We start from the raw sequence: 12,942 nt of genomic DNA, 5'->3' as shown, positions 1-12,942 counted from the left end.
TCATTTAATCGAAGTAATATATTTCGAATACATCACCAGAATACCAATGGAGACGAATATCATAATAAGTGAAATTATTTAAATAATTTGTAAACATACCATAGTATTTTTCTTCTTCTGAGAAAAAAAAACGTGTTCTGTAATTGTCAACTAAAAACAGATTTGTGTACAACTCTCCTGTATTAGTATTTTTTACTACAGGTGTTATAGGGATTTTCAGAATATTGTAGTAGTTGATAATCTTTTTCCAACTTGTAAATCCAGGTGTCTGATTGTGAGATTTGTCAAAAAAATCGACATCTATTTCTTTATAGAATAAGGTCTCATTTCTAAATAAGTATGTAATCATTTTACTTTTTAAATCATTTTTGAAATAATCCAAATTTTTTCTTTTTTTTATAGAATCTTCCTTATCGAAATTCCATAATTGGGTTGGGCACCTTTTTCCTTCCTTATTTATTTCTGGCTTTACATTAGAATACATGTCATATTTTGAAATAGATTTGATAGTATCATCAATTTTATCATGGTCATCTGATGTTGCTATGTATGAATATTTATAAAAGCCATTCTTTTCCAAATCTTGTTTAGTTATGGGTTTGGTTAAAAAATGATTTATTGTATCTTTTTTTTGACAAGATATAAATGTTAGCACAACGATTAATAAAACTATATTTTTCATCAATTTATTGTTAATCCGTATTCTTGTAATTCTTTTAATATATCTTTTTTTACGATAAATGGATCGCCTTCTTTCCTCTGTGGAGAAACATAACCATTTGCATTTTCTCTTTTGTACTGTTGATATAGGGTTTGCTCATCAAGATAAACAGGTCCGTTAACAGGATAAGTGTATTCTGCAAGACTAAATCGTGGCTCGGCACTTAAGGCAAATCCTAAAATTTTTATTGCGTAATCAGCAATTACAGGTGCTTTTCCTGGTGCAAAGCCAACAGAGGCAGTTGTAATTCCCAAAAGATTTAACTTTTTATTTAAATCATCTCTGTTTTCAGAAACTTTTAAATAAGTATAATTTACATACGTTCTTCTGTTACAAATAGAAGCTTGTATAATGTATTCGTGAAATTTTTCTAGTAAATATATTTTTCCATTTCTGAATGTAATCTGCTTATTTTTTATAACCAGATTATGGAGTTCTTTTTTGTCAACGCACCGTTCTAATTCTTTTCGTATTTTGGTAGAAGAATCTAAAATATGTTCTCCATTTACATACTTTAATCTAAATGTTGTATTGACTTTTTCTCCTTTTATTAGACGTCCTTTATTATCCATGTAGATGGTTAGGGCACTCAAATAGCAATTTCTTGGAGTTCTTGAAATATCTCCTCTTTCAGCAGGATCAGTGTAGCATTTATTCAATTCTAAAGATGTCAAAGCGGTAATACAATGAAATAATCCATTTATTTTCATTGAAATACTTTGAGGATAGTAAGATCTATATAAATCTCTATATTGATACTCCTCCCAAGGCTCAGGTACAACTTCTGGCTCATAATCTCCAAAACTAATTGATGGTCCCATTTTTATATTTTTACAGTTTAAGTAAAAATATTTTATCTCTATAACATTAAGGGCTAGTAAAAGATAAAAAAGTAATAGAATAAGTTTAGAAAGAGAATAGGTTTTGCGGTTTTTAGGAATGTTGATAAAAATCGCCCTTCAAAAGGGCGATTTTTTTTATTCGTTTTCGTCAAGATTTTCGTTAAAAGCCGATGGTAACAATGTTGGGATAAACTTTATTAAGATTGGCAATAATAAACTTCCGCCGGGAAGTAAGAATATTGTTAACGATGGAATCGTTTTACAAATATCTAAAAGCTGTTTTTTTACTTTCTTCTTTTCTTTGGCATCCAAATCTCTGGTAGTAGAATAAGCTAATAGCACCATTAATTCTTTACTCTGAATAATTTCCTTAACCAGCCTGTTTTTGTTTCTTACAATTAGTTTTACAACGCTTTGCGTCATTTGATCGTAAAAGTGTTTTACAGGATTAGAGTAATTAAAATATGGAATCTTCTTTTTGTGAGTAGTTATAAAAGTATTTGTTGTATCAATGCTTTTAGTTACAAAATCGTCAGAGATGTTCATCATTGAACCTAACGAATATAAAAAGTAAGATTCTTCATTCTCGACAATGCCATCACTCCACAAAGCCATTCCGGCCATGTCGATCAAATAATATTGTTCGAGTTTATTATTAAAATAATCCAGTTGTAAAGTCTCTAATGTATCAACCGTAACTTTTGAAAATTTCGAATATCGAATTGAAGCTTCAAAAAGTTTAATCAATAAATCGTCGTGTTGCGACTTGACTGTTTTAGTTTTTAAAGCCAATGCTACAATACCAAGAACTGTTTCTTCAATTCTTTTAAGGTATTTTTCTGGAATTGCACCTTTTTCTAAATATTGTCTAAAAGCCAGAACATCAATAAACAAAAGGGCATTGGTAACCAAATGCGAAAAGTTTTTGCTTATAATGCTATCATTCGTTTGAACACGTTGATCTATAATATTCTCTAATGCAAGTGAAGGTGTATCTTTTGGAAGTAAAATTTTGAATAAATTAAATCCCTCCGGATTCATTTCCTTGTAAAATTTTAAAACTTCAGTAATAAAATTTTTGGGTTCAGAACTTCTTTTTTCTAAGCAAAACACATGATATAAAGTGTTTAACAAAGCAACTTTAGAAATTTCGGTCTTGAACCAACCTTTAATAGGAATTGGAATTTGAGAATCAATAGCAATAATGTGTCCGTAGATAAATCCGGTTTCTCTAACTTTATAGTAAAACGAATCAGCAGTTTCAAAAGGTATTGCTTCTGAAAACTTTTGCTCACTAAAAAACTTATCTATCCAGCCGTGTGCTGATGGGTTAATCATTGCATTAAATTTATTGCTGCAAAGCTATATCTTTTTCTTGTGTTCGACTAGATTTAAAATGAAATAACCACTACATTTTGTGAAAATATAGTGGTTATTACCTATTCTAATGATTATTTTACTTAATGATTCCTGCGCAAGCAACTCTACCGCCTGCATTTCCGGTTGGCTGAGTTGTAAAATCATCAGTTCCCTGATGTACAATTAAACCTTTTCCTAAAACATCTTTAGTAGCATCTCCGCAACCAATACACCATTCGTCAGTCGTTAAAGTTATAGTTCCGTTACCTTTTGCATCAGCAGTAAAGTTACCTATATCACCTTTATGATATTCGGCTGAACCCCATTTTCCGTGTTTTTTAAAAGTTGGATTCCAGTGTCCTCCAGCAGAACTTCCATCTGCAGAACTACAATCTGCTTTTTCGTGAATGTGTATAGCATGAACACCAGGTTGTAGGCCACTCATTTTTGCTACAAAAGTTACTTTACCATTTTTCTCAGTAAAAGTAGCTGTTCCGGCAACTGTACTATTGCTTTTTGGCTCTAATGCTACAGTTAAGGTTTTAGCATCACTTGATTTTGTATTAGTCTTACAGCCAACAACTAAAGCTGTAATTATAGCGAAGGAAACAATTATTTTTTTCATATAAGAGGCTTTTAAATTAAAGATTAAGTAAATTTAACATAAAATCACGACATTGATTGGGGTTAATAGTTAAAAAAAACTAAAACTATTGGTTGTAATTTAATGTAGTTTTAAAGTGCAGAACCAAAAATTATTGCGTAAATTCGTATAACCTCGAATTGTAAGTTTTATTTATAAGTATTCATTGTGTATTAATTTAATCTTTAAAATTATGATAAAGAATGTCTTAACTTTATTTTTTTTGGGAGTTGTATTGATTTCTTGTAACGCTTCTAAAACGCAAAAAAGTGATTCAGTTTCTAAACTTGAAGGAACGTGGGAACTTAATTATATTACGGGTCCAAGAATTGCTTTTGAGGGTTTATATCCAAATAAAAAGCCCACGATTAATTTTGATATAAAAGAAAACCGAGTTTCTGGGAACAACAGTTGTAATTCTTTTACGGGAAAACTTGTTGTAACAGGTAATAAAATTGATTTTAATCAACCCATGGCCGTGACCAAAATGATGTGTATGGATGGGCAAGGCGAGCAGGTTTTTATGAGTACTTTACCCAAAATAACGTCATATGATGTTACTGATGATGGTAAAACTTTGAATTTTATCTCTGGAGATATAGCTATGATGCGATTTACCAAAAAGTAAAATAGCTTTTTAACCCTCTCAAAATGTTTTTTATGAAAACTAAATCATCTATTTTATTAGTGTTGTTTTGCTTTTTGAATCTGGCTCTTTATGCACAGCAAAAAACAAGCAAGGAGATAAAAGCAGAACAAGCTTTAAAAAAACAAAAAGAAATCGAAGCCCTAATAGATTCGAAGAAATTTGATTTTGAGGCAGAGAAAGTTACTCCGCAAGGAGGAAGACTTATTTTTATAGATTACAATACCTATTTTTTAAAATTCAATCCTGAAAAAACTACTTGCGATTTGCCTTTTTTTGGTCGCGCTTTCAGTGTTCCTTATGGTGGCGATGGCGGAATGAAATTTGAAGGTATTCCTGAAAATATAAAAATAGAGAAAAAGAAAAAAAACTATACTTTAAGTGCCACTGTAAAAGGCAAAGACGATGTGTACAATCTTTTGTTTACTATATTCTTTAACGGAAGAGGATCACTTTCAATAACAAGTAATAACAGAGCATTTATATCTTATGATGGTGAGATTAGAGCGCCTAAAACAGAAGAGGTTAAGAAATAGAGATTAAAAAAATATGAAAAATTCATTGTGCTTACCCATATTAATTCTTTAAAATAATTTTAAAATCAGAACTATGAAAAAATTAAGTCTTATTCTTGTTATGGCCGTGGCCTCATTTTCATCTTACGCACAATCTTCGTTTAAAGAAGATGTAGACGTTGTACAAAGTATTTACGGAAAATCTAAAAGTGATCTTGTAAAAGAGTATATGAATTTATCAGATACTCAATCTGTAGCTTTTACAAAGGTTTATGATGATTATGAAGCAGAACGCAAAGCGCTTGGTCAAACAAAATTTCAATTGATTAATGATTATGCAACAAACTACGCAACACTTACAGATGCAAAGGCAGATGAGTTGGCAAAAGGTGCATTGAAAAATAATTTAAATTACGAAAAATTGTATACTAAGACTTATGGAAAGGCTAAAAAAGCAATTGGGTCAATCAACGCCGCAAAATTTATTCAGTTAGAAGTGTATTTACAAACTACAATTCGTGACGAAATTCAAAATGCGATTCCATTTATTGGAGAATTAGATAAAACAAAAGTGCAGTAAATTCTCTTTATTTATTTAAAAAAATCGGCAGTTATCTTTCGATAGTTGCCGATTTTTTTTTCCTGTTTTATTCTTTTTCAGTTATGTGGTCGTTACTTGGTTTAATATAAACATCTTGCTGTGGAAAAGGAATTTCGATGTTATGAGCTCTAAAAGTCTTATCAATAGCAATAATTAAATCACTTTTTACATCGTTGGCAAAATTGATGTGATTTACCCAAAATTTAACAACAATATCAATCGAACTGTTTCCAAACTGCGTAACCCAAATAATTGGTTCAGGACTTTGTAAAACCGAAGAATGGTTTTGTAAAATTTCATTCAATAATGATTTTGCTTCTTCAAGATTAGTTCCGTAAGCTACGCCAATCAAAATGTCAGTTCTTTTTTTGGTATTCGATAATGTCCAGTTTGTTAAATGCTGACTTAATAAATCTCCATTTGGTATAATAACATCGGCGCCATCAAAAGTAGCCACAACACTACTTCGAATACCAATAGATTTCATTTTTACGGTTTGTCCTCCAATATCAATTGTGTCATTTATATTAACAGGTTTTTCAAAAGCAATAATAAGTCCGCTGACCAAATTGTTTACTAATGTTTGAAGGCCAAATCCAATTCCGACACCAAGTGCACTAATAATAATGGTTAAGCGGTCGACCGGAATTCCCGATGAAATAAAAGCAAGACTAATTCCGATGCTAAAAATGGCAATTTGAATTAAAATCAACCAGCTTCCAAATTTATTTCCTTTGTTTCCAGTTGAACTTCGAGCTGAACCACTGGTTAAAAAAGAAACAATTTTTGCAATAAGAACTGAGGTTAGAAGGATGGAAAAGAAAATAAAAATGCTTTGATACGAATAATTAATATCACCAATCGTACGGGATTTATTAAAATAATCTATAATTGGATCTATAAGAGTATGAAAAAAGTAAGAGTTCTTTCCAATAGAAATCAGCCATCCAATAAGGAATAAGATATTGGTTTTAGTAGTAAAATTTACTTTTTCTAAATCGTTTATTTCTAATTGTTTTTCTTCATTTGTTTCTCTTAAAAAATTAGAATAATTAATAATATCAGCAATCAAACGATAAGTGTTTGTAAATAGGTAATACATTAAAATCGTTATAATACCATTTACCATAAGCAATTTTCCTAAGTTATAATTATGGTGAATTAATATAAAAAACATGGATATTATTTCGAAGACAGTTACAATATATAGTGTGTATTTAAAAAGTGGTTTAAGTACTTCCTTATTCTTTATTAGATTGTAAATACTAAATGCAGCTGTTGCCAATGCCAAAAAGAGAATCAAATAAACTTCTTTTACAGAGTGAATTAAAATGTTATTATCGTATAAACTAATAAGAATTAAAAGGACATAAATTTTCCATATAAATTTATCTTTAGATGAAAAGTATTCTTTGTTTACTACTGTTAATGCAATTATAGAAATCAGCCAAATTAAAGCTGTAAAAGCAAAAGGAGGGTAAATAAAGAAAAAATTAAATAACGTAAATGAAATTAATATTGCACAAGCTATAGGATGTTTTAATATTTGTTTTGAGAATTCTATTTGATGATAAACGCCTTCTTTTTTGTATTTGTTTTTAAGAAATAAAAGGTAAATAATTAATGCTATAGCCAGCAATAACATTAAAACTATAGTATCAAAGTGATTGCTTATAAAGAATATCAAAATGATTAGCTCTTTGGTAAGCGAATAAAAAAAAGATTCTTCAAAGCCCATTTTGTTGGTGCCTTTTTCAAAAATCTTACCGTCAGAATCGAATAAATTTGTAAACTCATCTTTTCTAATATTATCTGTTTCGATAATATCATTTTGAAGATCATACTTAAATTTGTTTGCTAGTATTTGAAGTTTACTAATACTGTCTAATGCATTTTTGAATCTTTTATTTAAGGAAATGACATCCGCATTCATTTGTGAATATCGTTCGTAATACAAAGATTTTCGTATGGAATCTTTAGGAGCTGTAAAAAGAGATTTCTTTATCATTAAAGAATCAATTTTAGTTTGCATTTCGCTCAATTCAAGATTATTCTTTTTGATTTTAGCAAGCTGAATATCTAATCTTGTTTGCAGCTCCTTTAACATTATCGAGGTTACAGTAATGTTTCTAAGAGTTTGAAAATCGTTTTTATTCTTGATTATACCGTCGATTGCGGTTTTTTTGAGTTTAATAACATTGTTCAGCTCGGTAGTAAAACCTTTGTAGTCAATTCCTGTTTTTAAAGTAAGATCGGCAACTTGAACATTTTTAGAAATAGCATCAAATAATAAAGATCGTTCTCTGCTAATTTTATTTTCCTTAAAGAGTGCGTTACTTTTCTCTTGGTCAAGTTTTAATAAATTTTCTATTTTATTATTGGTAGAATCCTGGTCTTTTTTTGAAGTGACATTTTGAGCGTAAGAAAAGGAAGTTTCTACGAAAAAGAAAAGTATAAAAACAGTTTTTAAAACCGTTGCTTTGAGTTTGGCGTTTTTATAAAAAAATAAACGGTTGGTTATATTATAAAAAGCCATAGTAATTTGTTTTTGGTGGTGATATCAAAAATACTACAAAAAAAAATAACCTAAAAAATTACTTTTTAGGTTATTTGTCTGACTCAAATTATTTGCTTCGTACTTCGTAAATGCCATTTACCATTCCATCTCTAAAACTGTCTAGAGGAAGTTCCCAAAACATAATTCCTCCCAGTTTTTTTGATTTAACATATTCAGTTTTTGCTTTTATAGAAGTTAAATCGTCTCCTGTTGCAAAAGTTTTTTCTTTTTCGTTGTACCAATATGCAGCTTTTGCTTTATCGTCCCAAAAATACTTCCAACCATTTGCTTCGGTGTAAGTAGTAGCAAAATTTTTGAAGTCAACACCTGCGATGTGTTCTCCGGCTTGGTATAAACCGTTGTTAATGTTCGCAACATTTTTCCAAGTTCTGGTATAAAATGCGCCACCAATAACTAATTTATCAGCAGGAACACCTTGTTTTAATAAATAAGTCACGGCTCTGTCTGTAGATTCTTCTTTTGGATTTGTGCTGTATAACGGAGTATGGTGTCCTGTAACTTTAGAATAACCGTTTACCAAATCGTAACTCATAATATTGATACGATTTACTAGTGGAGTTACTGCTTTCCAGTCGATAGATTCATCCAGATATTTTTGGAAACCTCCGGCAGCAAAACTTAATTCGTATTTTTTACCTAAAGTAGAACGTAAAATTTTAATCAATTCAGTAAAGTTTGGTTTGTCAGCAGCTTGGTATAAGTGTCCAGGCAGTCCCTCAATTGCTGGATATTCCCAATCTAAATCTAAACCATCAACTTTAAAATAGTTACTAACTTCTTTTACAGATTTAGCAAAAGTCAATCTTCCTTCGGCTGTCGAAAATGCAGCAGAACATGGTTCGCAGCCACCCCAGCCACCAAGAGAAAGAATAATTTTTAATTGTGGATTTTTAGCTTTTAAAGAAACTAAATGCTTAATAGTAATAGAATCTTTTGGAGAGTCAACACTTAGTTTTCCATCTTTTAAATGACAAAAACTAAAAATAATTTGATCTAGTTTATTGACCTCATATTCGTTAATTAGTTTATCATCACCAGTATAATAGGCAATAATGTCGAATTTTTTGCCTTTTTGTGCAAAAATAGTTGTCGTAAAACTGCACAATAAAAGCAATGCAATTAAGTTAATTTGTTTCATTTTATGATTTTTAGCGTTTTTAGAATGCTAAATATAAAACATTAGGATTTAAAATTTACTATTGATACTGTAACATAAACTTAATTTTAATAAATATTTGTGAAATGATATCGTAATGTAGTGTAGAGGCACTGCTGTGTGCCTCTACAAAAGAATGCCACAGATTACAAGATTAAAATGATTAAAAAAATCTGTGAAAATCCTGTAATCTGTGGCAAAATAAAAAAAATAAAAAAACCCGCACTGTTTCGGATTAGTGCGGGTTTAAACAAATTAAAAGCTAAAAACTATTTTTATCTTAGAAGCAGTATTCGTTTTCTGCAACTAATTTAGATGTAATAACCTCTCTTAAAGCTACAACATTTGGATTGTTTGTGTATTTTGTAAAACGTTTTAATCCCATTAACATCATACGTTGTTCGTCACCTTCGGCAAAAGAAATAATTCCTTCTTTTCCTCTAGAGTTTACGATATCTACTGCTTTGTACAAGTATAATTTTGCCATTGCAATTTGCTCTTTAACTTTTTCTTCACCTTGATTTTTGGCTAATTTTTCAGTTCTCAAGATTGTACTTTCAGCCATGTAGATTTCGATTAAGATATCAGAAGCAGCCATTAATAACTGTTGGTGAGAATCTAAATCCGGTCCATATTTTTGAACAGCGCTACCAGCAACCATCAAGAAAACTTTCTTAAGGTTTGCTATGATTCCTTTTTCTTCAGCAAACAATTCAGAGAAATCCGGAGTATCGAAAGATGGAATTCCCATTAATTCTTCTTGAACTTTCATTGCTGGTCCTAATAAATCAACGTGACCTTTCATAGCCTTTTTGATCAACATACCAACAGAAAGCATTCTGTTAATTTCGTTTGTTCCTTCGTAGATACGTGCAATACGAGCATCTCTCCAGGCACTTTCCATTGGAGTATCTTCAGAGAATCCCATTCCACCAAAAATCTGAATTCCTTCATCAGAACAGTTTTGAATGTCTTCAGAAACAGCAACTTTTAAGATAGAACATTCGATAGCATATTCTTCAACACCTTTCAATTCAGCTTCCTGATGAGTAGTTCCTTCTGCTTCACGAGCAGCGATTCTATCTTCGATATTTTTTGCAGCACGGTAAGAAGCACTTTCGCCAGCATAAGCGTTAGTTGCCATTTCGGCCAATTTAGAACGGATTGCTCCAAACTGAGAAATTGCAGTATTAAATTGGATTCTTTCGTTAGCATATTTTACAGCTCCAGTAGTTACTCTTCTTTGAGCATCAAGACAAGCAGCAGCCAATTTAATACGACCAACATTTAAAGCATTCATTGCAATTTTAAAACCGTTTCCTCTTTCAGACAACATGTTTTCAACAGGAACTTTAGTATCGTTGAAGAAAACCTGACGAGTAGATGATGCACGGATTCCTAATTTATGCTCTTCTTCATTCATAGAAATTCCGTTTGACGGATCGTTTTCTACGATGAAACCTGTAATGTTTTTATCGTCTCCAATACGAGCAAAAACAATGAAAACGCTACAGAAACCTGCATTCGAAATCCACATTTTTTGTCCAGTAATAGAGTAGTGCGTTCCATCTTCAGATAAAACAGCTTTTGTTTTTCCTGAGTTAGCATCAGATCCTGCACCTGGTTCTGTTAAGCAATAAGCTCCAAACCATTCTCCAGTAGCTAATTTTGGAACATATTTTTTCTTTTGTTCTTCGGTACCATAAAGAGTAATTGGCATAGTTCCAATTCCTGTATGAGCACCAAAAGCAGTAGAGAATGAACCAGTTGCTCCAGAAATGTAGTCACAAACCAACATTGTCGAAACAAATCCCATTCCTAATCCACCGTATTCTTCTGGAACTGCAACTCCTAGAAGTCCAAGTTCACCAGCTTTACGCATAGAAGATTCAGTATAAGCGTAATCTTTTTTCTCAAAACGATCTTTGTGTGCCCATAATTCTTTGTCAACGAACTCTTTTACAGAGTCGCGCATCATTAACTGCTCTTCAGAGAAATCTTCTGGGGTAAAGATATCCTCGCACTTTGTTTCTTTAACTAAAAACTGACCACCACGGGTTACGTTTTTTTCGATTGTATCTGCCATTGCTAATGTTTTTTTATTTTTTGTTTATGTTTTTTGTACACAATCTTGTCATTTCGACGAAGGAGAAATCTCCGTAAGTAGCTCTACAAAGATTATCAGCTGTGTTGAAAATCGTCGCGGAGATTTCTCCTTCGTCGAAATGACAAACTGAATGTATACTTTACTTAATAATACTTTCTTACAATACTTCGTAAATCCCTGCAGAACCTTGTCCAGTTCCAACACACATCGAAACGATTCCGTATTTGTTACCTCTGCGTTTCATTTCGTCGAATAACTGAACAGAAAGTTTAGCTCCTGTACATCCCAGAGGGTGACCTAAAGCGATTGCTCCACCGTTTACGTTTACGATATCAGGATTTAAACCTAACTCGCGAATTACGGCCAAAGACTGAGAAGCAAAAGCTTCGTTTAACTCAACCAAGTCAATATCTTTTAATTCTAAACCGGCTTGTTTTAAGGCTTTCGGAATTGCTTTTACGGGACCAATACCCATGATTCTTGGTTCAACACCAGAAGAAGCAAAATTTACAAGTCTTGCAATTGGCTCAAGATTCAATTCTTTAACCATGTCCTCACTCATGATTAAAACAAAAGCAGCACCGTCGCTCATTTGAGATGAGTTACCGGCAGTTACACTTCCGTCAGCAGCAAAAACAGGTCTTAAACCCGCCAAAGCAGCAACAGAAGTTCCAGCTCTTGGACCTTCGTCTTGTTTTACAACATAAGACTTAGTTTCTTTTTTACCGTTTTCATTGATAAAAGTCTGCTCAACAGTAATTGGAACGATTTGTTTGTCGAATTTTCCTTCAGCTTGAGCTTTCAAGGCTTTCATATGAGAGTTATAAGCAAACTCATCCTGATCTTCTCTTGAAATTTTATATTGATTGGCAACCGCTTCCGCAGTTAAACCCATTCCCCAATAGTAATCTTCGTGACCTGCAGCAGCAACTTTATAATCCGGAGTTGGTTTGTAACCTCCCATCGGAATAAAACTCATACTTTCAGCTCCACCAGCAATGATACAATCTGCCATTCCTGATTGGATTTTAGCAGTTGCCATTCCGATAGTTTCTAATCCAGAAGCGCAATAACGGTTAACCGTAACACCAGGTACATCTTCTACTTTTAATCCCATTAAAGAGATTAAACGTCCAACGTTCAAACCTTGCTCAGCTTCTGGCATGGCATTTCCTACCATAACGTCATCGATACGTTTTTTGTCAAAATCAGGCAGTTCGTCCATCATAAACTGAATGGTTTCTGCAGCTAATTCATCAGGTCTTTTAAATCTAAAAACCCCTTTTGGAGCTTTTCCAACTGCTGTTCTATATGCTTTTACTATATATGCTGTTTTCATAAATGATTGTATTAAGATTGGAGAATTAAGTATTAAGATTTTCCAATTGTTTTGTTGATTTTATCTTTTAATGATCTTTGAAATGAAAAATTCATATTCGAAACTTCTACTAATTGATTAATAGTTGGTTGAATTAAATCTTCATTAACAAGCTTAAGTCTTTTAGCAAGTATTAATTGGGTTATTAATTCAAAAGTTGAACCATTCGCAATTCCTAAAAAATGCATAAATTCTTTATCTGAATTTCTACCTGAACCTTCAGCAATATTTGAAGGAATAGAAACAGCACATTTTTTTATTTGATGAATTAAATTGAATTTTTCATCATTTGGTAGCAATGCTGAGATTTCATAAACATGAACTGCTATATCCATTGCTTTCTGCCAAATCTTTAATTTTTCAAACTGGTGCATTTCTTAATACTTAATTCTTATT

At 31.8% G+C, this 12,942-nt stretch carries 12 protein-coding genes; 3 read left to right on the top strand and 9 right to left on the bottom strand.

Annotated features, from left to right (window positions below; translation table 11 throughout):
- Positions 1 to 4 precede the first annotated feature (4 nt).
- The 4 genes from IW18_RS02285 to IW18_RS02270 all read right to left on the bottom strand — a co-directional run bounded on the left by IW18_RS02285 (position 5) and on the right by IW18_RS02270 (position 3,547).
- Complete coding sequence (locus tag IW18_RS02285; RefSeq protein ID WP_041515975.1) at positions 5 to 682, bottom strand: hypothetical protein; 678 nt, start codon at positions 680 to 682, stop codon at positions 5 to 7.
- Positions 682 to 1,542 carry a hypothetical protein gene (locus tag IW18_RS02280; RefSeq protein ID WP_041515974.1) on the bottom strand — a complete coding sequence of 287 codons (861 nt, stop codon included), beginning with the start codon at positions 1,540 to 1,542 and terminating at the stop codon, positions 682 to 684. The genes IW18_RS02285 and IW18_RS02280 overlap by 1 nt, the downstream gene beginning before the upstream one ends.
- A 156-nt stretch (positions 1,543 to 1,698) precedes the next feature.
- Complete coding sequence (locus tag IW18_RS02275) at positions 1,699 to 2,901, bottom strand: LETM1-related biofilm-associated protein (RefSeq protein ID WP_041515973.1); 1,203 nt, start codon at positions 2,899 to 2,901, stop codon at positions 1,699 to 1,701.
- 118 nt (positions 2,902 to 3,019) lie between these two features.
- Positions 3,020 to 3,547, bottom strand: a complete 528-nt coding sequence (locus IW18_RS02270) for a superoxide dismutase family protein (protein WP_041515972.1) — start codon at positions 3,545 to 3,547, stop codon at positions 3,020 to 3,022.
- A 211-nt stretch (positions 3,548 to 3,758) separates the two neighbouring features.
- Here IW18_RS02270 and IW18_RS02265 point away from each other — a divergent pair, with 211 nt between their 5' ends.
- From IW18_RS02265 to IW18_RS02255, 3 genes are all read left to right on the top strand, one after another.
- Positions 3,759 to 4,193 (top strand): META domain-containing protein, encoded by a 435-nt coding sequence (locus IW18_RS02265; RefSeq protein WP_041515971.1) that lies wholly within the window; start codon positions 3,759 to 3,761, stop codon positions 4,191 to 4,193.
- 32 nt (positions 4,194 to 4,225) lie between these two features.
- Positions 4,226 to 4,747, top strand: a complete 522-nt coding sequence (locus tag IW18_RS02260) for a DUF4251 domain-containing protein (RefSeq protein ID WP_041515970.1) — start codon at positions 4,226 to 4,228, stop codon at positions 4,745 to 4,747.
- A gap of 73 nt (positions 4,748 to 4,820) precedes the next feature.
- Positions 4,821 to 5,306 carry a hypothetical protein gene (locus IW18_RS02255; RefSeq protein ID WP_041515969.1) on the top strand — a complete coding sequence of 162 codons (486 nt, stop codon included), beginning with the start codon at positions 4,821 to 4,823 and terminating at the stop codon, positions 5,304 to 5,306.
- A gap of 67 nt (positions 5,307 to 5,373) precedes the next feature.
- Here IW18_RS02255 and IW18_RS02250 read toward each other — a convergent pair whose 3' ends face one another.
- From IW18_RS02250 to IW18_RS02230, 5 genes are all read right to left on the bottom strand, one after another.
- Positions 5,374 to 7,863, bottom strand: coding sequence for a mechanosensitive ion channel family protein (locus tag IW18_RS02250; RefSeq protein ID WP_041515968.1), 2,490 nt, complete (start codon positions 7,861 to 7,863; stop codon positions 5,374 to 5,376).
- An 88-nt stretch (positions 7,864 to 7,951) separates the two neighbouring features.
- Complete coding sequence (locus IW18_RS02245; protein ID WP_041515967.1) at positions 7,952 to 9,043, bottom strand: glycoside hydrolase family 18 protein; 1,092 nt, start codon at positions 9,041 to 9,043, stop codon at positions 7,952 to 7,954.
- A gap of 298 nt (positions 9,044 to 9,341) precedes the next feature.
- Positions 9,342 to 11,147 carry an acyl-CoA dehydrogenase family protein gene (locus IW18_RS02240; protein WP_041515966.1) on the bottom strand — a complete coding sequence of 602 codons (1,806 nt, stop codon included), beginning with the start codon at positions 11,145 to 11,147 and terminating at the stop codon, positions 9,342 to 9,344.
- A gap of 178 nt (positions 11,148 to 11,325) precedes the next feature.
- Positions 11,326 to 12,507, bottom strand: a complete 1,182-nt coding sequence (locus tag IW18_RS02235) for a thiolase family protein (protein ID WP_041515965.1) — start codon at positions 12,505 to 12,507, stop codon at positions 11,326 to 11,328.
- Between the two features lie 32 nt (positions 12,508 to 12,539).
- Positions 12,540 to 12,920, bottom strand: coding sequence for a four helix bundle protein (locus IW18_RS02230; protein ID WP_041515964.1), 381 nt, complete (start codon positions 12,918 to 12,920; stop codon positions 12,540 to 12,542).
- Positions 12,921 to 12,942 lie beyond the last annotated feature (22 nt).

It is taken from the genome of Flavobacterium hibernum (assembly GCF_000832125.1).
Taxonomy (GTDB): Bacteria; Bacteroidota; Bacteroidia; order Flavobacteriales; family Flavobacteriaceae; genus Flavobacterium; species Flavobacterium hibernum.
The sequence above is the reverse complement of the archived record's forward strand: the minus strand, read 5'-3'. Positions and strand labels throughout refer to the sequence as shown.

Bases quoted from the DNA above. Each gene is read 5' to 3' on its own strand.
- IW18_RS02240 (WP_041515966.1), bottom strand. From the start codon at position 11,147: ATGGCAGATACAATCGAAAAAAACGTAACCCGTGGTGGTCAGTTTTTA.
- IW18_RS02270 (WP_041515972.1), bottom strand. From the start codon at position 3,547: ATGAAAAAAATAATTGTTTCCTTCGCTATAATTACAGCTTTAGTTGTT.
- IW18_RS02285 (WP_041515975.1), bottom strand. From the start codon at position 682: ATGAAAAATATAGTTTTATTAATCGTTGTGCTAACATTTATATCTTGT.
- IW18_RS02275 (WP_041515973.1), bottom strand. From the start codon at position 2,901: ATGATTAACCCATCAGCACACGGCTGGATAGATAAGTTTTTTAGTGAG.
- IW18_RS02260 (WP_041515970.1), top strand. From the start codon at position 4,226: ATGAAAACTAAATCATCTATTTTATTAGTGTTGTTTTGCTTTTTGAAT.
- IW18_RS02250 (WP_041515968.1), bottom strand. From the start codon at position 7,863: ATGGCTTTTTATAATATAACCAACCGTTTATTTTTTTATAAAAACGCC.
- IW18_RS02245 (WP_041515967.1), bottom strand. From the start codon at position 9,043: ATGAAACAAATTAACTTAATTGCATTGCTTTTATTGTGCAGTTTTACG.
- IW18_RS02255 (WP_041515969.1), top strand. From the start codon at position 4,821: ATGAAAAAATTAAGTCTTATTCTTGTTATGGCCGTGGCCTCATTTTCA.
- IW18_RS02230 (WP_041515964.1), bottom strand. From the start codon at position 12,920: ATGCACCAGTTTGAAAAATTAAAGATTTGGCAGAAAGCAATGGATATA.
- IW18_RS02235 (WP_041515965.1), bottom strand. From the start codon at position 12,507: ATGAAAACAGCATATATAGTAAAAGCATATAGAACAGCAGTTGGAAAA.
- IW18_RS02280 (WP_041515974.1), bottom strand. From the start codon at position 1,542: ATGGGACCATCAATTAGTTTTGGAGATTATGAGCCAGAAGTTGTACCT.
- IW18_RS02265 (WP_041515971.1), top strand. From the start codon at position 3,759: ATGATAAAGAATGTCTTAACTTTATTTTTTTTGGGAGTTGTATTGATT.